The following is a 19,915-nucleotide window of genomic DNA, read 5'->3' as shown; positions in this document are numbered from 1 at the left end:
CACTCCCATCGTGCACACCGATCGTATCCACCCCTGGTGGGACCCTGGTCACCGGCTCCGCACAACGCCCCGATGTCCGTCCCCCCGCTGATCTTGACCTTTCCGGGGTCTCGACCGCTTCCGAGACCCCGGAAAGGTCAAGATCAGCGGGGAAACCCCTGCGGGCCCTAGGTCGGCAGCGCTCCGCCGGGGGCCAGGAACGCCCCGAAGGGGAGGTTGCGCGCGATCCAGAAACCCACGATCCCGGCGAGCAGCGACCACAGCCAGAACGGGTGCACGAGCCTCGGGGGCCGGGCCGGGGGCCGGAAGGACCCGTACACCCAGCGCGCGTAGGCCCACGCCAGGAACGGGAGCGCGGCCACCAGGAAGATGTTCATCTGGGCCGCGCCGACGATGTCGAGGCTGGTCAGAGCGTGCACGGCGCGGGTCGAACCGCAGCCGGGGCAGTACGTCCCGGTGAGCGCCAGCCAGGGGCAGGTCGGGTAGTGCCCCGGCTCGTTGGGGTCGACGAAGTGCACGACCACCAGGCCCGCCACTCCCAGCGCGCCCAACGCCAACGGCGCCGCCGCGGGATGCAGGCGGCGCCGTAGTCGCGCCAGAACCGATGAGTCGGCCATGTCCTTAGTACGTGGAGTACGTCGCGCTCGACGCGGCGAGGACCACGAAGAAGACGATGTAGATCACCCAGAAGATCGCACCCAGGATGAAGCCGATGAGGCTGATGATGCCCATGATCTTGGCGGTGTTGGCCGAGCTCTCGGCGCCCGCGTAGTCGCCGATGCTCCACTTGCTGTTGACCTGGAGGGCGAAGATCAGGCCGATGATGCCGATGACCGTGCAGCCGAACAGGCCCAGGATGTTCATCCACAGGTAGTTCTTGGGGGGCTGGCCGGCCGGCTGGCCGCCGGAGTAGGGGCCGGGGGGCGGCGGGCCGTAGCCGCCGGGGTTGTGCGGGCCGGAGGGCGGACCATAGCTCATAGTCGGTACGTCTTTCCTTACGACGGGTCAAAAGAGGGTGCGCCGCGGCCCGGGGGCAGAACGACCAACGGGGTTCACGGTTGGGAACACGACTCCACATGCGTCGCGGGCAGACCGAATCATGCCAGATTTTCCAGTGAATGCGATATCCAGCCTGAACGGCCATGACCGGTCAGCTCACAATCTACTCACCGCACGGGCCCCCGGACCAGGGCCGGGGGCCGATCCGTTACGCAGCCGTGGCCTTGGCGGGGGCGTCCTCGACCGGCGCGGACGCCAGCAGGGCCTCGTACTCCTCACGGGTCATCGGGACCGGGCGCGGCGCCTTGCGGCCCATGCCGGCCTTCTTCATCACGCCCGCCACCGCGGCGCAGGCGACGCTGGCCACCAGGGCGACCACCGTCCAGGTGACGAGGTTCTGGCCTGCGATGATCGCGGCCCCGGCCACGGCCCAGACCACGATCCAGGAAGCGGTCAGGAACCAGGCGGACAGGGTGTTGCCGTGGTCATCGTGGTGCTCCTCGGCCATCAACGCTCCTTCGGATCTGCGTTCTCATCAGTGGGGTCCGCCCCGCTGTCGAGCGACTTCCACAGCTCGGCGGGATCGTCGGCGCGGGTCGCGCGCGGGGCGCTGTGGCGATCGTACCGGCTGCTCATCGTGGGCCACGCGGTACCCCTGAGCAGGGTGAGCACTCCCCCGGCGAACAGCAGCACCGCGCCCGCGGCGGCCAGTACCGGCCAGGCCGCGGCCAGGGCGACGGGGCCCACGGCGCCCTCGGCGGTGGCCGCCCGCTCGGCCGCGGCCGCCAGTGCCGGGGGCCGGGTGCCGACGGCGACGCCGGCCAGCGCGCCCGCTCCCATGAGCGCCACCAGCAGGCCCACGGCCCGGCGGGCCAGGCCCTTCGTCGCGAACAGCGCGGCCAGCGCGGCCAGACCCGCCCAGCCCAGCGCCGAGGCGACCGGGGCGACCGCCGCGGCGGGCAGCTCGACGGGAACGGGCGCGAGCCCGCCGCCCGTCGCCACCTCGGCGCTCGCCCAGGTCCGCGCCGAGGCGGCGAGCAGCGCGGTGGCCCCGGCCGCGGTGAGCGCGAGCGCGGCCGCGTACTCCCGGCGGCGCACGGGGGGCTCCCCGACGGCGGTCGCGGGGCTCACAGCAGCCGGTCCTCGTCGAAGCAGGTCCGCGCGCCGGTGTGGCAGGCCGCGCCGCTCTGGTCCACCCCGACCAGCAGGGTGTCGCCGTCGCAGTCCAGGGCGACGGAGACGACCCGCTGGGTGTTGCCGGAGGTGGCGCCCTTCACCCAGTACTCGCCGCGGCTGCGCGACCAGTAGGTGGCGGCCCGTGTGGCCAGGGTGCGGCGCAGCGCCTCGTCGTCCATCCAGGCGAGCATGAGGACCTCCCCGGTGTCGTGCTGCTGCACGATGGCGGGCACCAGCCCGTCGGGGGTGCGCTTGAGTCGTGCGGCGATGTCGGGGGCCAGGTCGGGAGGGCTCGTGCTCATGTCCGCAAGCCTACGGCCGCCCCGGCACGGGCGCGCATCAGGACGGGCCCTCCGGCGCGGAGGTCCCGCCGGGCCCTCCGCGTCCCGCCGGACGACGGCTCCGCACCGACGATCTAAGGTGGGTTCGTTCGCGATCGGCGAGAGAAACCAGAGATCGGAGAGCCGTGACCGCCAAGCGACTCGTCGCCGAGCTGTCGGGCAAGGCCGCCGCCCTGACCCGGCTGGCCGACCAACTGCCCCGCCGCGACCCCTACGCGGCGCTGCCCTCTCTCATGGCGGACGAGCCCGCGGCGATCGTGCTGCTGGGGGTGGGCGCCGGGTACTACGCCTGCCAGGCCGCCGCCGGGCGGATGCGCCGCGCGGGACTGGGCGCCTCGGCCGAGTCCGCGACCGCGGCGTTCTCCACCCCCGGCGGGCCCGACACGCTGGTGGTGGCGGTGGCGCTGGGCAGCGGGCGGAGAGAGCTGTGCGAGGCGCTCGAACGCTACGCGCGCTCCTCGGCGATCATCGTGCTGACCGACGAGCCCGAGTCGCCCGAGGCCCGCTACGCCGACGTGGTGGTTCCGCTCATGGCCGACCCGGACGGCAGCGGCCTGGAGTGCGTGGCGTACCAGCAGGCGCTGGCGCTGCTGCTGGTCCTGGCCGCCCGGCTGGGCGCCTCGACACCGGGTGTGGCGACCCCCTCGGCGACGCTGCGCCGCGCGGCCAACGCCGTCACCGACCTGCTGGCGCGCGCCTCCGTGTGGGTTCCCGAGGCCACCGGGGTGCTGGCCGGGCGCGACGGCCTGGCGCTGGTGGCACCCGCCGAGCGGCTGTCCTCGGCCCGCTTCGACGCGCTGGCGCTGCGGCGCGGCCCGGTGCTGGCCGCGCACGCCTGCGAGACCGGGGAGTGGTCGCACACCGACCGCTACCTGGCGGCGATCCAGGACTACCGCGCGCTGCTGTTCACCGGTTCGCGGTTCGACGAGCGCTTCGCCGAGCACCTGGGTGCGCTGGGCGGCTCGTTCGTCGCGGTCGGCGCCGAGGTCCCGGGCGCGGCGATGAGCCTGCGCTACCCCGGCGACGGCGACCCGGACGTGAGCCTGCTCGCCGAGCCCGTGGTCGGCGAGCTCCTGGCCCTGCGCTGGTGGGCCAAACGCCGCGAGGACTAGGGGGCTCCGGCGCGGGGGTGGTTCGGCGCCGGTGCTTCGGGTGGGTCGTTCGGCCTCACGCCACGCGGATCGCGAGGTCACGGCGGGCGGCGACGGCGGGTGCGGGTCGGGGCCGCGCCCATGATGTCCGTCGCGTGAGGGTTCCGTTGACGGTCGTGGGCTTTCCGCCCGTTTCGGGGCCGGGAAGGGCAGAAAGCCCATGATCATTCCGAGCGAGAGCGGAACCGGCCCTCGAACCGCCGCGTCACCGCGCCGAGCGCAGGAACACCTCGACGATCCGGCCGGCGGACCCCCGACGCCGAACCACCCCTGCGGTGGAGACTCCCCGGGGAGTCTCCACCGCAGGGGCCCCGTTCTGGTGGGCGAGAGTCCCCGAATGATCCGTCCACCACGCCCTAGGCGGAGCTGCGCACCCAGGAGGAGTGCAGGTCGGCGTAGACGCCCGGCTCCTTGACCAGGTCGGCGTGGCTGCCGCGTTGGACGATCCGGCCGCCGTCGAAGACGAAGACCTCGTCGGCCGCCTCCGCGGTGGACAGGCGGTGCGCGATCGCGACCGAGGTCCGGCCCCGGGTGAGCCGGTCCAGGGCCCGCTGGATGCGCACCTCGGTGGCCGGGTCGACCGCGGAGGTCGCCTCGTCCAGGACCAGCAGGTCCGGGTCGGCGACGTAGGCCCGCACCAGCGCCACGAGCTGGCGCTCCCCCGCCGACAGCGACTCGCCGCGCTGGCCCACCGGCGTGTCCAGGCCGTGCGCCAGTCCGCCGAGCCAGTCGCCCAGCCCCAGCTCGGCGACCGCCGCGTCGATCTCGGCGTCGGTGGCCTCCGGCCGGGCGAAGCGGATGTTGTCGCCCAGGGTGCTGTCGAACAGGAAGCCCTCCTGCGGCACCATGACCACGCGCGAGCGCAGCGAGGAGAACGCCACCTCGCGCAGGTCCACGCCGTCGAGCAGGACCGCCCCCTCGCCCGGGTCCATGAGCCGGGTCAGGAGCTTGACGAAGGTGGTCTTGCCCGAGCCGGTCTCGCCGACCACCGCCACGCGCAGGCCGGGGCGGATCTCGACGTCGATGTCGTCGAGCACCGTGGGCCCGGACGGGTAGGCGTAGGAGACGTGGTCGAAGCCGACCGAGACGGGGCCGCGCGGCAGCTCGCGCCCCGCGGCGCCGGGGTCGGCGATGTCGGGGGCGGTGTCGAGCACGCCGAGCACCCGGCGCCAGCCCGCGATGGCGTTCTGCGCCTCGTTGAAGATCTCGGTGGCCATCATCATGGGCGAGATGAACAGGGTCACCAGGAACAGGAAGGCCACCAGCTCCCCCGCGCTGAGCGCGCCCGCGATCCCCAGCCACACACCGGCGACGATGATCGCCGAGTAGGCGAAGGCCGCGACGATCTCGGCGAACGGGGACACCGCCATGGACAGTCGCTGGGCCTTGACCTGGGCGCCGCGCGTGGCCAGGACGCTCGCGTCCACGCGCTCGGCGGTGCGCTCCTCGGTGCCGTAGGCGCGGATGACGGCCGCGCCCACGACGGTCTCGCCGATGACGCCGAGCATCTCGCCGGTGCGCTCGCGCACCTTCAGGTACGCCTTGGAGAGCAGCTTCTGGAGCCAGCGCACGCCGAACAGCAGCGGCAGGAAGCTCACCCACACCAGCAGGGTGAGCTGCCAGGAGTACACCGTCATCAGGACGGTGGCGATCAGGAGCTGGCCCGCGCTGATGATCAGCAGGATGCCGCCCCACTGCATGAAGGTGCTGATCTGGTCGACGTCGCTGGTCACCCGGGACACGAGCGCGCCCTTGCGCTCGCTGTTCTGGGTCAGCACCGACAGGTCGTGCACGTGCCGGAACGCCTTGCGGCGCAGGGTCGCGAGCCCGGACTCGGTGGCCTTGTACAGGCGCGCGTTCATCGCGTACGAGCAGAAGGCGGTGACCAGCACCAGGGCGGCGCTCACCGCGACCGCGCGGGCGACGAAGCCGAGGTCGGCCCCGTTCTCGTCGAGCATGCCGTTGTCGATGATCTGCTGCACGGCCATCGGCACCACGATCTTGCCGACGGTGGCGACGAGCGCGAACACGACGGTCAGGGCCAGGCCCTGGGTGAACTCGGGGGAAAGGGCGACGCCGCGGCGCAGAGTGGCCCACGCGGAGTCGGCGGACCGGTGCAGGGCGGAGGGCGTGCCCCCTCCGGCGTCCGCGCCCGCTTCGGCGCGGGGGGTGGCGGACGCGTCGTCGCGGCCGCTGCGGGTGCGCGCCGGGGCGCTCATCGGATGGCCTCCTGGTCGGTGGTGCGGGCGGCGGTGTCGGCCGCGCGCTGCTCGGCAGCCTGTTCGTAGGCGGTGACGAGGCGGTGGTAGCCGGGCGAGCGCTCCAGCAGTTCGGCGTGGGTGCCCCGGTCGCGGACGGTGCCCTGCTCCAGGTAGACGACCTCGTCGGCGAGTTCGATGGTGGCCCTGCGGTAGGCCACCACCAGGACGGTGGCGCCCTCCAGGTCGGCTTCGCGCAGTCCGCCCAGGATCTGGGCCTCGACCTGCGGGTCCACCGCCGAGGTGGCGTCGTCCAGGACGAGCAGCCGGGGGCTTCGCACCAGCGCGCGGGCCAGGGCCAGGCGCTGGCGCTGGCCGCCGGACAGGCTCGCGCCCCGCTCGCCGAGCCGGGTGTCCAGGCTCTCGGGCAGCGCCGCGACGAAGGACTCGGCGCGCGCCAGGCGCAGCGCCGCCCACACGGCGTCGTCGTCGATGTCGGCGCCCAGCGTGATGTTGTCGCGGACGCTGTCGTCGAAGATGAAGGTGCCCTGGGGGACCAGGGCGGTGGCGTTGGAGAGCTCCCCCGGCGCGTACTCGCGGGCGTCGACGCCGTTGACGAGCACCGTGCCCTCCTCGGGGTCGACCAGGCGGACCAGCAGCGTGGTCAGCGTGGACTTGCCCGCCCCGGTGGGCCCGACCAGCGCGGTGACCCGCCCGGGGGCGAGTTCGAGGTCCACGTCGCGCAGGACGGTGGTACGGGCGCCGCCCTCCTCGTGGTGGGACCCGTCCAGGTCGCGGCCGCTTCCGGAGTCGTCGGCGGGTTCGCCGGTGTAGGCGTCGGCGTAGGAGAAGGCGACCCCGTGGGCGCTCACCCGCAGGCCGTCCTCCCCGGTCAGCACGGCCTCGCCGTGGTCGGTGCCCCCCTTGGCGTCGAGCACCGCGCTGACCCGCTTCCAGCCCACGACGCTGCGCGGCAGGTCGCCGAGCACCCAGCCCAGGGCCCGCACGGGCAGCGCCAGCAGGGTGAACAGGTAGGCGATCTGGACGAGGTCGCCCGTGCTGATCGCGCTGTCGGCCAGGCGGACCACGCCGATCAGGAGCACGGCGAGCACACCGAGGTTGGGCAGGGCCTCCAGGAGCGGGTCGAACGCGGCGCGCATGCGCCCGACCCGGATCTGGGCGTCGCGCAGGCGGTGGGCGGCGCGGGTGAACCGCTCGGTCTCGGTGTCCTCCCGGCCCAGGGTCTTGACCACGAGCGCGCCGTCGAAGGACTCGTGCGCGACCTCGCTGACCTGGGAGCGCAGCGTCTGGGCGCGGGTGGCGGCGGGGGTGACCCGGCGCTGGAAGACGACGTTGGCCACGCCCAGCGCGGGGAAGACCACGAACCCCACGACGGCGAGCACGGGGTCGGTGACGAGCATCGCCGCGGCGGCGATCACCAGCATGACGACGCTGCCCACGGCCATGGGCAGCGGCGCGAGCGGCTGCCAGGCCGCCTCGACGTCGGAGTTGGCGTTGGACAGCAGCTGCCCCGCGGGGTGGCGCTGGTGCCAGGACAGCGGGAGTTCGAGGTACTTGCGGGCGACCGCGCGCCGGTGGCGGGCCTGCATCCGGTACTGCATGAGTCCCGCGTAGAGGCGGCGCGCGCCCAGGCCCAGGCCCTTGAGGACCCCGACGGCCATCATCAGGGCCACCGCGGCGACCAGCGCCGCGGTGGTGGTCCGCCCCTGCTCGAAGGCCGGCAGGATCACCCGTTCGGTGATGCCGCCCAGGACCGAGGCCGAGGCGACGTTGACGGCCGCGTGCAGCGAGGCTCCCGCGACCGCGACGGCGAACACCCACGGTTCGGCGCGTATCGCGACCCAGAGGACGCGCATCCCCTCGGTGAAGACCCGGGAATCCACTGCCGGTTTCGCAGTGGTGACTCCCTGTGACATACGTCCCCCAGCTACGTCGGTGGTGAGAAGAACCGCGCGGATGCGGCGGGCGCACCGGCCCAACACGGTACCCGCGCGGTGGGACAGCCCGCCCTGATCGCTTCAGCACGGTGGGCGCGGCGGCTATTCCGCCCCGGTCCGAACCGGCTTGGGGCCACTTGTGGCCTGTACCCGAAAGGGGCGGATGTGCTATGTCCCGACGTGTTCTTTTGGGAACGCTTTCACCGTTTCCGGAGGGAGCCGCGCGTGGCGGCGCTCCCGGGCCACCCGATGCGGGGGCCTCCGACGTGGAGGCCCCCGCCCGGCCGGTCCCTCGTTCTCCCGGCCGGGGGCTTCCGCCGGCCTCCTCAGCGCACCGGGTGGCCCTTCGCCCTCAGGTCGGCCTTGACGTCGTCGACGGTGAACTCCCCGAAGTGGAACACGCTGGCGGCCAGGACCGCGTCGGCCCCGGCGTCCACGGCGGGGGCGAAGTGCTCGACGGCGCCCGCTCCCCCGCTGGCGATCAGCGGCACGGTCACCACCGCGCGCACCGCGCGGATCAGCTCCAGGTCGAACCCGGCCCTGGTGCCGTCGGCGTCCATGGAGTTGAGCAGGATCTCGCCCGCGCCGAGTTCGGCCGCGTGCCGGACCCACTCCACGGCGTCGAGGCCGGTCCCCCTGCGGCCGCCGTGCGTGGTGACCTCGAAGCCGCTGGAGGTGGCGGCGCCCTCGGCGGCGCGGCGCACGTCCGCCGAGAGCACCAGCACCTGGCTGCCGAAGCGCCCGGCGATCTCGCGGATGAGCTCGGGCCGGTCGACGGCCGCGGTGTTGACGCCGACCTTGTCGGCTCCGGCGCGCAGCAGCCGGTCGACGTCGTCGGGGGCGCGCACCCCGCCGCCGACGGTGAGGGGGATGAACACCTGCTCCGCGGTGCGCCGCACCACGTCGTAGGTGGTCTCGCGGTCGCCGCTGGAGGCGGTGACGTCCAGGAAGGTCAGCTCGTCCGCGCCCTCGGCGTCGTAGCGCCGGGCCAGTTCGACGGGGTCGCCCGCGTCCCGCAGGTTCTGGAAGTTGACGCCCTTGACCACCCTCCCGGCGTCCACGTCCAGGCAGGGGATGACGCGCACGGCCAGGCTCATCGGGCCGCCTCGCGCACCGTCGCCAGCGCGTCCTCCAGGGTGAACGCGCCCTCGTACAGGGCGGTCCCCATGATCGCGCCCTCGACGCCTTCGGGCACCAGGGCGGCGATGGCCTTCAGGTCGTCGAGGCTGGACACGCCGCCGCTGGCCACGACGGGCTTGCCGGTGCGCGCGCACACGTCGCGCAGCAGCTCCAGGTTGGGGCCCTTGAGGGTGCCGTCCTTGTTGACGTCGGTGACGACGTAGCGGGCGCAGCCCTCGGCCTCCAACCGGTCCAGCGTCGCGTGGAGGTCGCCGCCGTCGCGGGTCCAGCCGCGCGCGGCCAGGGTGGTGCCGCGCACGTCCAGGCCGATGGCGATCCTGTCGCCGTGCTCGGCGATGATCCTGGCGCACCACTCGGGGTTCTCCAGCGCGGCGGTGCCGATGTTGACGCGGCGGCATCCGGTGGCCAGCGCCGCGGCCAGCGACTCGTCGTCGCGGATTCCGCCGGACAGCTCCACCCGCACGTCGAGCCGCCCGACGATGGAGGTCAGCAGCTCGCGGTTGTGGCCTCGCCCGAAGGCGGCGTCCAGGTCGACCAGGTGGATCCACTCGGCGCCGGCGTTCTGCCAGGCCGTCGCCGCGGCCAGCGGGTCGCCGTACCGGCCGCCGGAGCCGGCTTTGCCCTGGACGAGCTGGACGGCCTGGCCGCCGGCCACGTCGACGGCGGGCAGGAGTTCAAGGGTGGTGGCCATTGTTCTCGGAAAACCTTTCGATCAGACGATGGTCTCGACGTTGCCGCCCTGTGGTGTCCGTTCCGGGGGGCGCCGACGTCAAGACCATCGGTGGGGTGGGGCGCCGCGTTAAAGTGTCGCGACCCAGTTGGCGAGCAGCCGGGCCCCGGCGTCGCCGGACTTCTCGGGGTGGAACTGGGTGGCCCACAGCGGTCCGTTCTCCACGGCCGCCACGAACGGGGCGCCGTGGGTGGTCCAGGTGACCAGCGGCGGCCTCAGGTACGGGTCGGCGCTCTCCATCCCCCAGGAGCGCACGCCGTAGGAGTGCACGAAGTAGAAGCGCTCCCCCTCGTCGACCCCGGCGAACAGCGCGGAGCCCTCGGGGGCCGCGACGGTGTTCCAGCCCATGTGCGGCACGACGGGGGCGTCCAGGCGCTCCACGGTGCCGGGCCACTCGGCGCACCCCTCGGTGGCGGTGCCGTGCTCGACGCCCCGCTCGAACAGGATCTGCATGCCCACACAGATCCCGAGGACGGGGCGCCCGCCCGCCAGGCGCTTGCCGATGACGCGGTCGCCCCTGACCGCGCGCAGCCCCGCCATGCAGGCGTCGAAGGCGCCCACTCCGGGGACCAGGAGGCCGTCCGCCTCCAGCGCGGCGTGCGGGTCCCCGGTGACGGTGACGTCCGCTCCGGTGCGCTCGACGGCGCGTTGCGCCGAGCGCAGGTTTCCCGATCCGTAGTCCAAGATGACGACGCGTGGCTGCACGTGCGAGCACGCCTTTCCTGTGCGAGATGGTCCCGGGCCGCGCTCCGCCGGCCCCGGTGTCCGGGTCCGGCGGAGGGCCCGGTCAGAAGTAGTCGAGGCGCAGGACCCCGCCCGCCACGGCCAGGGCCGCGCAGGCGGCCAGGCCGAGGGCGACGGGCTTCCCGGTCTTCCACAGCGCCACGGTGCCGCCGGCCAGGAGGCCGCCCAGGGCGATCAGCAGGACGCCCCAGAGGTCCTGCATCACAGCGCGCCCTTGGTCGAGGGCACCCCCGTGACGCGGGGGTCGCGTTCGGAGGCGAAGCGCAGCGCGCGGGCGAACGCCTTGAACTGGCACTCCACGATGTGGTGCGCGTTGCGCCCGTAGGGCACGTGGATGTGCAGGGCCACGCGGGCCTGGGCGACGAACGACTCGAAGACGTGCCGGGTCATCGTGGTGTCGTAGTCGCGGCCGATGACCGGGGCCATGTTCTCGGGCTCCGAGTGCACCAGGTAGGGCCGTCCCGAGACGTCCACGGTGACCTCGGCGAGCGCCTCGTCGAGGGGGACCTTGGCGTCGGCGAAGCGGCGGATGCCGACCTTGTCGCCCAGGGCCTCGCGGAAGGCCGCGCCGAGCGCGAGCGCGGTGTCCTCCATGGTGTGGTGCGCGTCGATGTGCAGGTCGCCCTCGGTGCGCACGGTCAGGTCGAACAGCCCGTGCTTGGCGAGCTGGTCGAGCATGTGGTCGTAGAAGCCGACGCCGGTGGAGATGTCGGCGACGCCGGTTCCGTCGAGGTTGATCTCGACCAGGACCTTGGTCTCCTTGGTGGCGCGTTCGACGCGGCCGATGCGGCTCATGGGTTCCTTCGGGTTCTCTGTCTTCGTACTGCGGGCGGGTCCGGTGACGGCGCTGTCACGGGTTCACGGGGTCTCGCGGGGCGTGGCGTCCCGCTCGTCTCAGGCGCGGCCGGTCACCTCGAGCAACGCCGCGCGGAAGGCGGACATTTCCTCGGGGGTGCCGACGGTGACGCGCAGCCACTCGGGCGGTCCGACCTCGCGGATGAGCACGCCCCGCTCCAGCATTCCCTCGAACACCGCCGAGCGGTCCTCGAAGCGGCCGAACAGCACGAAGTTGGCATCGGAGTCGGCGACCGCGAAGCCGTGCCCGCGCAGCCAGTCCACGAGGGCGTCGCGTTCGGCGCGCAGCCGGTCGACCGCGCCCAGGAGCTCTTCGGCGTGCTCCAGCGCGGTGACGGCCACCGCCTGGGTGACGGCGGACAGGTGGTAGGGCAGCCGCACGAGCTGCAGGGCGTCCACGACGGCGGGGTGCGCGGCGAGGTAGCCCAGGCGGGCGCCCGCCAGGGCGAACGCCTTGGACATGGTGCGCGAGACGATGACGCGCGGCAGGGACGGCAGCAGCGACAGCGCGCTGGGGGTGCCCTCGCGGCGGAACTCGGCGTAGGCCTCGTCCACGACGACGACGCCGGGCGCGACGCGGGCGACGGCCTCGACGGTCGCCAGCGGCAGCGCGGTGCCGGTGGGGTTGTTGGGCGAGGTCAGGAACACCACCGACGGCCGGTGCTCCTCGACCGCCGCGACGGCGGCCGCGACGTCCACGGCGAAGTCCGGCGCGCGGGGGACGGGCACCCACTCGGTGCCCGAGCCGCGCGCGATGATCGGGTGCATGGAGTAGGACGGCTCGAAGCCCATGGCCTTCCGGCCCGGGCCGCCGAACGCCTGGAGGATCTGCTGGAGGACCTCGTTGGAGCCGTTCGCGGCCCACACGTTCGAGGTGTCCAGGCCGTGCCCGAGGTAGTCCGCCAGGGCCGCGCGCAGCTTGGGGGCGTCGCGGTCGGGGTACCGGTTGAGACCGGTGGCCGCCGCGGCGACGGCGCGGCCGACCGCCTCGGCCAGGCGCGGCGAGGGCGGGTACGGGTTCTCGTTGGTGTTGAGGGCGGCGGGCACCTCCAGCTGCGGCGCGCCGTAGGGGGTCTGGCCCCGCAGCGCGTCGCGCAGCGGCAGGTCCGCGAGGCCGAAGCCGTCGTGTCCGAAGTCGTTCACGCCTGCTGCTCCTTGGTGGGGATTCGCGCGGTCACGGCCTCGCCGTGCGCGGGGAGGTCCTCGGCCCCCGACAGGGCCACCACGTGGTGGGCGACCTCGGCCAGGGCCGCCCGGTCGTAGTCGACGACGTGGATGCCGCGCAGGAAGCTCTGCACGCTCAGGCCCGAGGAGTGGCAGGCGCAGCCGCCGGTGGGCAGCACGTGGTTGGAGCCCGCGCAGTAGTCGCCCAGGGACACCGGGGCGTAGTCGCCGACGAAGACCGCTCCGGCGTTGCGCACCCGGGCCGCGACCGCGCGCGCGTCGGCGGTCATGACCTCCAGGTGCTCGGCGGCGTAGGCGTTGACGACGGCGAGTCCGTGGTCGAGGTCGTCGACCAGGACGATGCCGGACTGGGGTCCGGCCAGGGCCTCGGCCACGCGCTCGCTGTGCTTCGTGGCGGGCACGCGGACGGCGAGCTCGGCCTCGACGCGTTCGGCGAGCGCCTCGGACGGGGTGACGAGCACCGAGGCGGCGACCACGTCGTGCTCGGCCTGGCTGATCAGGTCGGCGGCGACGTAGCCGGGGTCGGCGGTGTCGTCGGCGAGGACGGCGATCTCGGTGGGCCCGGCCTCGGAGTCGATGCCGATGACGCCCTTGAGCAGGCGCTTCGCGGCGGCCACCCAGATGTTGCCGGGACCGGTGACCAGGTCGGCGCGCGCGCACTCGCCCGCGCCGTAGGCGAACATCGCCACGGCCTGGGCGCCGCCCACGGCGTACACCTCGTCCACGCCGAGCAGGGCGCAGGCGGCCAGGATGGTGGGGTGCGGCAGCCCGCCGAACCCGGCCTGCGGCGGGGAGGCCACCGCCAGGGAGGGCACCTCGGCCTCCTGGGCGGGCACGACGTTCATCACGACGCTGGACGGGTACACGGCGCGGCCGCCCGGCACGTACAGCCCGACCCGGTCGACGGGGACCCAGCGCTCGGTGACCGTGCCGCCGGGAACGACCCGGGTGGTGGTGTCGGCGCGGCGCTGGTCGCGGTGGACCAGGCGGGCGCGGCGGATCGACTCCTCCAGCGCGGCGCGCACCGCGGGGTCCAGGTCCCTCAGCGACGCCTCGATGGCGTCCTGGGGGACCCTGAGCCGGGTGAGGCGGACTCCGTCGAAGCGCTCCCCCAGCTCGATCAGCGCGTCGACCCCGCGATGGCGCACGTCCTCGCAGATGGGACGGACCTTCTCGACCGCGGACGCGATGTCCAGCTCGGCGCGCGGCAGGGAGTCGCGCGGGTCGGCGGGGTTTCCTCGGAGATCGATTCGGGAGATCACGCCCCTCATTCTAGGGGCGGGCCCCACCGACCAGCGGCGCGGCCGACGGACACCGGCCGGCGCGGGGCCGGGGCGGGGCGGGACGGGGCCGCCGGGGCCGACGGAAAACAAGCCTTTCCTAACTTTGGAGCACCTAACCTAATTTGAATTAATAAAGGCTTGCCTAAGCGATCGAAATTACCTTCGCAATAATCGCCGATTCTTTATCCTTGGGCTATTGTCGAGGCATGACTACGAGCACCGACCACGGCCTTTCCAAGTTCCACCGGCTCCTCGTGGAGCAGCTCAGACACGAGTTCACCGCGTCCCAGCAGTACATCGCGCTGGCCGCCTGGTTCGACAGCCGGGACCTCCCCCAGCTGGCCCGCGTCTTCTACTACCAGTCGCTCGAAGAGCGCGACCACGCCATGATGATCCTGCGCTTCCTCATCGACAGCGACGTGCCCGCCACGATTCCGGCCACGGACGAGATCCGGAACGAATTCGACACCCCGCGCGACCTGGTGGCGCTCGCCCTGCGCCAGGAGCGCGCGGTCACCGACCAGTTCCACCTGCTGGCCAAGACCGCGCGCGACGAGAACGACTACACCGGCGAGCAGTTCCTCCAGTGGTTCCTCAAGGAGCAGACCGAGGAGGTCGCCAAGATGTCCACGCTGCTGGCGGTCATGGACCGCGCCAACGGCAACATGTTCGACGTCGAGTCCTTCGTCGCCCGCGACATGCCCGACACCTCCGGCGGCGAGTCCGACGCCCCCGCGACCGCGGGCCCGGCGACCTCCTGAACCCCGCTGGTCCCGACCTTCCCGGGGTCTCGGAGGCGGTGGTGACCCCGGAAAGGCCAAGATCAGCGGGGAGGGGACGGGGGCGCGGAGGGCGTCCCGCTTTTGCGGGCATACTTGTACGGTGTCCAGCAGGCTTCCGCTCTTCCCCCTCGGGTCGGTCCTCTTTCCGGGACTGGCCATGCCGCTGCGCGTGTTCGAGGACCGCTACCTGCGGCTGGTGAACGACCTGCTGTCGCTCCCCGCGGACCGGCCCCGCGCGTTCGGGGTCATCGGGATCGAACTCGGCCACGAGGTCGGCGAGCACACCGTGCGGCAGCTGGCCCAGGTCGGCTGCGTGGCCGAGATCAGCACCGTGCGGCAGCGCCCGGACGAGGGCTTCGACCTCCTGGTCACCGGCGTGGAGCGCTTCCGCGTGGCCGAGCTCGTCGAACCCGACGACGACGTCCCGTACCTGCGCGCGGAGACCACTCCGCTGCCCGACGAGGTGGGAGACGACGCCGAGGGCTGGGGTGAGCGGGTGGCGCGCCGGTTCGCGCTGTACCGCGAGCGGCTGAACGGCGTCGGAGTGGCCTCCGGGACCCCCGGGGAGTTCCCCGAACCGCCCCTGCCGCGCTCCTACTCGGTGGCCGGTGCGATGATCCTGGACCAGAGCGACAAGCAGGCCCTGCTGGAGGCCGAGCACGCCGCCGCCCGCCTGGAGCTGGCCGCGGAGCTGCTGCGCCGGGAGAACCGGGTGCTGTCCTCGCTCCGCCTCCTGCCCGCGGGCCGGTTCCTGCGCCACGAGGTCAACCTCAACTAGTCCGTCGACGAGAAGCGAGCAGCAGTGAGCGGTAAGGGAACCCCCGCCACGGTCGCGGCCGGACGCGGCGGGGCCGACTTCGCCCTGCACCCGTACGAGGCCCCGGGGACGGGCTCCTACGGCGAGGAGGCGGCCGACGCCCTGGGCGTGGCGCACGAGAGGGTGTTCAAGACCCTGGTCGCCGAGGTGGACGGCGCGTTGACCGTGGGCGTGGTCCCGGTCGCGCGCAAGCTCGACCTCAAGGCCCTCGCCGCCGCGGTCGGCGGCAAGAAGGCCCGGATGGCCGATCCCGCCGCCGCCGAGCGTGCCACCGGCTACGTGCGCGGCGGCATCAGCCCGCTGGGCCAGCGCAGGCGGCTGCGCACCGTGGTCGACGAGTCGGCCCTCGGGCACGGGACCGTCTACGTCTCGGCCGGGAGGCGCGGCCTGCAGATGGAGCTGGCGCCGGCCGAACTGGTCCGGCTCACCGGTGCCGCGACGGCCCCGATCGGCATCGGGGGCTGACCTCCGCCGCGTCAGCGGGTTGGGGCCGTCCGGCACCTTTTCACACGCCCGAAACAGGCTTACCGTTTGATCGACAACCGGTTGGCGCGGGGCGCGTGAAGGAGGCCGCGATGGTTGCCGCGGTCGTGTTGGGAACGGCGTCGTACTTCCTCATCGTCACGGTCTGCTATGTGGCCACCCGGATCGGTTACGGCAGGGTGCGCGCGTCCGGGCCGCTGCGCCCCGCGGTCGGGCCGGACGACCTCAGCCCGTACGAACTGGCCATGCTCGCGGGCGGCCGGAAGCGGGTGGGCGAGGTCGCGCTGGCCGAGCTGTTCCTCACCGGACGGATCGTGGCGCGGGGGCACGGCGAGGTCGCCCGGGCCTCCGCGGGCTCCCCCGGTCCGCGGCCCGCTCTGTCGGCGACGCCGTTCGTGCGCGCGCTCGACGCGCGGCTCCAGCACGACCGGCCGCTGCCCGCCGACCGGTTGGCGGCCTCGGCCGCCCGGGGTGACGCGGCCACCGCCACGCTGTGGCGGCTGCGCAGGCTCGGGCTGTTCCTCGCCCCCGAGCGGTTGCGCGCGATCGCCCTCGCGCGCCGGAGCGCGTGGGTCTCCCAGGCCGCGGCGGGGGCCTCGGGGGTGCTGTTCGCGGGGGGCGCGGTGCTGTGGTCGGCCTCCCTGGCCCCGGTCCTCGCCCCCGTCACCCCGGCGCTGCTCGCGCTGCTGCTGGCGTACCCCTTCCTGCTGCACCTGGGGTACCGGTGGGCCTGCGGGGTGCAGGGGCTGGTGGGCGCGGCCGCGCTGGTGACGGCGGCGGGCGCGGCGGCCGGGCGCTTCACCGGCGGGCCGCTGCTCGCGCTCGCGCCGTTCGCGGGCTGGTTCGCGGTGTACACGGTCTACCGGTGCACCGGCAGCAGGCTCGGGCCTCGCACGACCGCCGGCGACGCCGTGCTGGCCGAGACCCTCGCCGACCTCGCCGACCGGCGCGATCCCGGCCTGGACGGCCTGCTGCGGCTGACCGCGCTGCTGGGGTTCCGGCGGCTGTGCGGGCACTCGTTCGGCGCCCTGCGCGACACGCCCGTGGCGCGCGCGCCCCGCCTGGCCCGGCTGGCCGCCTTCGCGGCCGCCTGCGGACGCTCCCTCGGCGCCCCCGACCGGGGCCTGGGCGGGGACTTCGCCCGCGACGGGACCTGCGGCGAGTGGGGCGAGTGGGGCGGCGACGGCCTTCCCCCGCCTCTCCCCGAACCGCCCCGGAGCGGCCGCGACCGCCGGGGCCCGTCGGAGGAGCGGCCGTGAACGCCCCCACCGGGGAGCCCTCCGCGGGGAGGCGCCCGGTTCGCGGCCGTCGCAGGGGCCCCGTCGACGACCGCGGCGTCAGCGTTCCGCGGCCCCCGTCTTGGGGACGCCGGCGTCGAGGCCGTCGGCGGGAGCGGGGTCGTCGAGGTGGGGGAGGTCCTCGCGCCAGACGCTGACCGCGTCGAACAGCCCGTACTGCAGGACCGTGGCGAAGGGCCACAGCAGCAGCGCGCTGTGCGAGCGCAGCGCGAGCCCCGCCTGGACGACGTCGCCGGGCCGGGCCAGGGTCAGGGCGGCGTGGGCGGCGCCCGCGTCGAGGCCGGCGCCCGTCAGCCAGGCGGTGAAGGAGCCCGCGAGCGTTCCGGCGGCCAGCCCGACCAGGACGGGCAGGCGCAGGTCGACGCGGTGCCTCCGGGCCAGGCCGTACTGCGTGAGGTAGCCGAGGTAGCCGGTCAGCAGCCCCGCCGCCAGCATCATCAGCGCGTAGTGGCCCTCCCCCGCGAACCCGGCCTCCGACAGCGGGTAGTAGGCGACGCCCCCGGAGGTGGCGGTCACCTCCGCGCGCGGGGCGACCAGCCACCACAGCACGCCCAGCGGCACGCCCAGGATCGCGACACCGCCGAAGACCACCGCTCCAGCGGCGAGGTTCCGCTCGGTCACCGGCTGCCCACCCGTCCACTCTCGCGTCTCTTCGGCCTCCCCGAATGTATCTCCTGGCCGAAGCGGAAAAATCACTGGAAAGCGCCGTGTCGCGCGCTCACAATGGCGCGATGACGACCACCGAACCGCACGGGGCGCCGCGGCCGCGGCCCCGCACCGCTCCCCCGGTCGCCGCCGACGAGCGCACCATGCTCTCCGCGTGGCTGGACTGGCACCGCGCCACGGTCCGGCGCAAGTGCGCCGGGCTCGCCCCGGGCCCGGCCCGCTCGGCCCCGCTCCCGGCCTCGCCCCTGACCTCGATCGGCGGGGTGGTCTCCCATCTGCGCTGGGTCGAGCACTTCTGGTTCGAGGTGACGCTCCTGGGCGGGCGCGACGAGGGGCCGTACAGCCCCGAGGACCCGGACGCCGACTGGCGGCTGGGCGGCGGGCGCGACCTGGACCTGCTGCTGGACGAGTACGACGCGCAGTGCGAACGCTCCCGCGAGATCGCAGCCCGGCTCGAAATGGGCAGCTCCGCGCGCCGCTCCCGCCGGGGCGGGCCGCCGGTGACGCTGCGCTGGGTGCTGGCCCACCTGCTGGAGGAGACCGCGCGCCACAACGGCCACCTCGACGTGCTGCGCGAACTCGCCGACGGCACGGTCGGAAGGTGACCGCCGACCGCGCCGCGCGAACGGGTCCGCGCCCCTCACCGGGCGGCGGGCCCGTTCGCGTTTCCGCGTCCGGCCCGGAGCGAACCGTTGACCCCGACCGATTGCCGATATATCTTTAGCGATACCGATAGCAGTAAAGCTATCGGTATCGCTGACGAGAGGAAAAGCCGATGAACGCCATGGCGATGCCGTGGAACTGGGCGGACGACTCCCGTTCCGGCGCGGGCCGCCCGAACGAGGCCGGCCGGGAGCAGCCGCGGGGGCCGCGCGGCGGCAGGAGGCGCCGCTGGGAGCGTGGCATCACCCACTGGATGGGGATGGGCGGGCCGCACCCCGGCGGCTTCGAGCCTCCCCGCCCCCCGCGTCCGCCGCAGCCGCCGCGCGGCCCGTGGGGGTTCGGCCCCGGCGGACCGATGGGCGGACCGCCGTTCGGCGGGCCGGGCAACCCGTACGAGTTCTTCTTCGGCGGCGGACGGGGCGGCCGGGGCGGGCGCGGTTCGCGCGCCCGGCGCGGGGACGTGCGCACCGGGATCCTGCTGCTGCTGGCCGAGGGGCCGATGAGCGGCTACGAGATCATCAAGGAGGGACGCGAGCGCAGCGGCGGCGCCTGGCGGCCCAGCCCGGGTTCGGTCTACCCGATGCTCCAGCAGCTCCAGGACGAGGGCCTGGTGGCTCCGGCGCGGAGCACCGGGGAGAGCCGCCGGCGCCCGTTCGAGCTGACCGAGCAGGGGCGGGCCCACGTGGCCGAGCACGCCGCGGAGCTGACCCCGCCGTGGGAGAGCGCCGCCCGGGAGTACGACTCCTCGCACGCGGACTACGCCGAGATCGCGTCCCTGGCCGCGCAGCTGTCCGCGGCCGCGGTCCAGGTCGCCCAGGCCGGCACCCCTGAGCAGCTCGAACGGGCCAAACACCTCCTGGCCGAGGCCCGCAGGGGCGTGTACCGGATCCTCGCCGAGGACGACACCGGCGGCGTCGACCCCGCCTGACGCCTCCGCGCCGGACCGCGTCCGGCGCGGGCCCCGCGCGGCCCCTTCGGGAGACGGGACCGCGCGGGGTCCTCCCCCGGCAGGGCGGCCGGGGGAGCCGACTCGGGGCACGGCACTTCCGAAAGCGCTGCGCCGGGAAGGCCAATAAACCGGGATTAACCAGCGAAAACGACATTCCGCCGGTGCGCCCGAATCCCGCCGGAACGCCCCAATGGTCGGAAGACAAAACAGAACCGACTTTTTGACCTGGTCTGTTGCCACACGCCCGTTGAACCCTCTAATGTTACGTCCGCTTGCGGGGCGCCCCTGGAGGACGCCCGTCTGGATACGCGGCTCGACAGAGGAGAGATGGCTTATGCAGGAAAAGAAGAGCAAGCAGAACAAGCGCAAGGAATACTCCGCCCCCAAGCTCGCCAAGATGGGCGAGTTCAAGAAGTCCACCGGCTGGCAGCAGGGCAGGGGCTTCGAAGTCCTCTTCTTTCTCCCCCGGATGATTTGACGGATTCAGCAGCCCCCCG

23 protein-coding genes are annotated in these 19,915 nt (G+C 73.8%); 8 read left to right on the top strand and 15 right to left on the bottom strand.

Annotated features, from left to right (window positions below; all coding sequences use genetic code 11):
* Positions 1 to 167 precede the first annotated feature (167 nt).
* From EV190_RS17675 to hisI, 5 genes are all read right to left on the bottom strand, one after another.
* Positions 168 to 617 (bottom strand): DUF2752 domain-containing protein, encoded by a 450-nt coding sequence (locus tag EV190_RS17675; protein WP_133742696.1) that lies wholly within the window; start codon positions 615 to 617, stop codon positions 168 to 170.
* Positions 618 to 621: 4 nt separating this feature from the next.
* Entirely contained in the window at positions 622 to 978 is a 357-nt protein-coding gene (locus EV190_RS17670; RefSeq protein ID WP_133742695.1) for a CD225/dispanin family protein, read from the bottom strand.
* Positions 979 to 1,207: 229 nt separating this feature from the next.
* Positions 1,208 to 1,507, bottom strand: coding sequence for an HGxxPAAW family protein (locus EV190_RS17665; RefSeq protein ID WP_133742694.1), 300 nt, complete (start codon positions 1,505 to 1,507; stop codon positions 1,208 to 1,210).
* Positions 1,507 to 2,130: a Trp biosynthesis-associated membrane protein gene (locus tag EV190_RS17660; protein ID WP_243742643.1), complete on the bottom strand. Its 624-nt coding sequence runs from the start codon at positions 2,128 to 2,130 to the stop codon at positions 1,507 to 1,509. Before EV190_RS17660 ends, EV190_RS17665 begins: the two co-directional genes overlap by 1 nt.
* Positions 2,127 to 2,477 (bottom strand): phosphoribosyl-AMP cyclohydrolase, encoded by a 351-nt coding sequence (gene hisI / locus EV190_RS17655; protein ID WP_133742693.1) that lies wholly within the window; start codon positions 2,475 to 2,477, stop codon positions 2,127 to 2,129. The genes EV190_RS17660 and hisI overlap by 4 nt, the downstream gene beginning before the upstream one ends.
* A 164-nt stretch (positions 2,478 to 2,641) precedes the next feature.
* Here hisI and EV190_RS17650 point away from each other — a divergent pair, with 164 nt between their 5' ends.
* A complete protein-coding gene (locus tag EV190_RS17650; protein ID WP_133742692.1) occupies positions 2,642 to 3,628 on the top strand; it encodes an SIS domain-containing protein in 987 nt (328 codons plus the stop codon).
* 395 nt (positions 3,629 to 4,023) lie between these two features.
* Here the strand turns inward: EV190_RS17650 and EV190_RS17645 are convergent, their stop codons facing one another.
* From EV190_RS17645 to hisD, 9 genes are all read right to left on the bottom strand, one after another.
* A complete protein-coding gene (locus tag EV190_RS17645) occupies positions 4,024 to 5,886 on the bottom strand; it encodes an ABC transporter ATP-binding protein (protein WP_133742691.1) in 1,863 nt (620 codons plus the stop codon).
* Entirely contained in the window at positions 5,883 to 7,802 is a 1,920-nt protein-coding gene (locus EV190_RS17640) for an ABC transporter ATP-binding protein (RefSeq protein ID WP_133742690.1), read from the bottom strand. The genes EV190_RS17645 and EV190_RS17640 overlap by 4 nt, the downstream gene beginning before the upstream one ends.
* A gap of 347 nt (positions 7,803 to 8,149) precedes the next feature.
* Positions 8,150 to 8,920: an imidazole glycerol phosphate synthase subunit HisF gene (gene hisF, locus EV190_RS17635; RefSeq protein WP_133742689.1), complete on the bottom strand. Its 771-nt coding sequence runs from the start codon at positions 8,918 to 8,920 to the stop codon at positions 8,150 to 8,152.
* Entirely contained in the window at positions 8,917 to 9,654 is a 738-nt protein-coding gene (gene priA, locus EV190_RS17630; protein ID WP_133742688.1) for a bifunctional 1-(5-phosphoribosyl)-5-((5-phosphoribosylamino)methylideneamino)imidazole-4-carboxamide isomerase/phosphoribosylanthranilate isomerase PriA, read from the bottom strand. Before priA ends, hisF begins: the two co-directional genes overlap by 4 nt.
* A 108-nt stretch (positions 9,655 to 9,762) precedes the next feature.
* Entirely contained in the window at positions 9,763 to 10,398 is a 636-nt protein-coding gene (hisH, locus tag EV190_RS17625; protein ID WP_133742687.1) for an imidazole glycerol phosphate synthase subunit HisH, read from the bottom strand.
* An 82-nt stretch (positions 10,399 to 10,480) separates the two neighbouring features.
* Positions 10,481 to 10,639 carry a hypothetical protein gene (locus EV190_RS23510; protein WP_166655500.1) on the bottom strand — a complete coding sequence of 53 codons (159 nt, stop codon included), beginning with the start codon at positions 10,637 to 10,639 and terminating at the stop codon, positions 10,481 to 10,483.
* A complete protein-coding gene (hisB, locus tag EV190_RS17620; protein WP_133742686.1) occupies positions 10,639 to 11,232 on the bottom strand; it encodes an imidazoleglycerol-phosphate dehydratase HisB in 594 nt (197 codons plus the stop codon). The genes EV190_RS23510 and hisB overlap by 1 nt, the downstream gene beginning before the upstream one ends.
* Positions 11,233 to 11,331: 99 nt before the next feature.
* Entirely contained in the window at positions 11,332 to 12,435 is a 1,104-nt protein-coding gene (locus EV190_RS17615) for a histidinol-phosphate transaminase (RefSeq protein WP_133742685.1), read from the bottom strand.
* Positions 12,432 to 13,739, bottom strand: coding sequence for a histidinol dehydrogenase (gene hisD / locus EV190_RS17610; protein WP_243742642.1), 1,308 nt, complete (start codon positions 13,737 to 13,739; stop codon positions 12,432 to 12,434). The genes EV190_RS17615 and hisD overlap by 4 nt, the downstream gene beginning before the upstream one ends.
* A 227-nt stretch (positions 13,740 to 13,966) precedes the next feature.
* On the opposite strand from hisD, the gene EV190_RS17605 reads away from it, so the two are divergent.
* The 4 genes from EV190_RS17605 to EV190_RS17590 all read left to right on the top strand — a co-directional run bounded on the left by EV190_RS17605 (position 13,967) and on the right by EV190_RS17590 (position 17,101).
* A complete protein-coding gene (locus EV190_RS17605; RefSeq protein ID WP_133742683.1) occupies positions 13,967 to 14,521 on the top strand; it encodes a ferritin in 555 nt (184 codons plus the stop codon).
* A 121-nt stretch (positions 14,522 to 14,642) separates the two neighbouring features.
* A complete protein-coding gene (locus tag EV190_RS17600; protein WP_133742682.1) occupies positions 14,643 to 15,320 on the top strand; it encodes an LON peptidase substrate-binding domain-containing protein in 678 nt (225 codons plus the stop codon).
* A 24-nt stretch (positions 15,321 to 15,344) separates the two neighbouring features.
* Complete coding sequence (gene ybaK, locus EV190_RS17595; protein ID WP_133742681.1) at positions 15,345 to 15,824, top strand: Cys-tRNA(Pro) deacylase; 480 nt, start codon at positions 15,345 to 15,347, stop codon at positions 15,822 to 15,824.
* Positions 15,825 to 15,934: 110 nt separating this feature from the next.
* Positions 15,935 to 17,101 (top strand): TIGR04222 domain-containing membrane protein, encoded by a 1,167-nt coding sequence (locus EV190_RS17590; protein WP_133742680.1) that lies wholly within the window; start codon positions 15,935 to 15,937, stop codon positions 17,099 to 17,101.
* Between the two features lie 78 nt (positions 17,102 to 17,179).
* Here EV190_RS17590 and EV190_RS17585 read toward each other — a convergent pair whose 3' ends face one another.
* Positions 17,180 to 17,761 carry a hypothetical protein gene (locus EV190_RS17585; RefSeq protein ID WP_133742679.1) on the bottom strand — a complete coding sequence of 194 codons (582 nt, stop codon included), beginning with the start codon at positions 17,759 to 17,761 and terminating at the stop codon, positions 17,180 to 17,182.
* 110 nt (positions 17,762 to 17,871) lie between these two features.
* On the opposite strand from EV190_RS17585, the gene EV190_RS17580 reads away from it, so the two are divergent.
* The 3 genes from EV190_RS17580 to EV190_RS23505 all read left to right on the top strand — a co-directional run bounded on the left by EV190_RS17580 (position 17,872) and on the right by EV190_RS23505 (position 19,896).
* Positions 17,872 to 18,411, top strand: a complete 540-nt coding sequence (locus EV190_RS17580; RefSeq protein WP_133742678.1) for a DinB family protein — start codon at positions 17,872 to 17,874, stop codon at positions 18,409 to 18,411.
* 170 nt (positions 18,412 to 18,581) lie between these two features.
* Positions 18,582 to 19,397, top strand: coding sequence for a PadR family transcriptional regulator (locus EV190_RS17575; protein ID WP_133742677.1), 816 nt, complete (start codon positions 18,582 to 18,584; stop codon positions 19,395 to 19,397).
* A 355-nt stretch (positions 19,398 to 19,752) separates the two neighbouring features.
* Positions 19,753 to 19,896, top strand: a complete 144-nt coding sequence (locus EV190_RS23505) for a keywimysin-related RiPP (protein ID WP_166655499.1) — start codon at positions 19,753 to 19,755, stop codon at positions 19,894 to 19,896.
* Positions 19,897 to 19,915: the final 19 nt, after the last annotated feature.

The organism is Actinorugispora endophytica, assembly GCF_004363075.1.
Lineage (GTDB): Bacteria > Actinomycetota > Actinomycetes > Streptosporangiales > Streptosporangiaceae > Actinorugispora > Actinorugispora endophytica.
The sequence above is the reverse complement of the archived record's forward strand: the minus strand, read 5'-3'. Positions and strand labels throughout refer to the sequence as shown.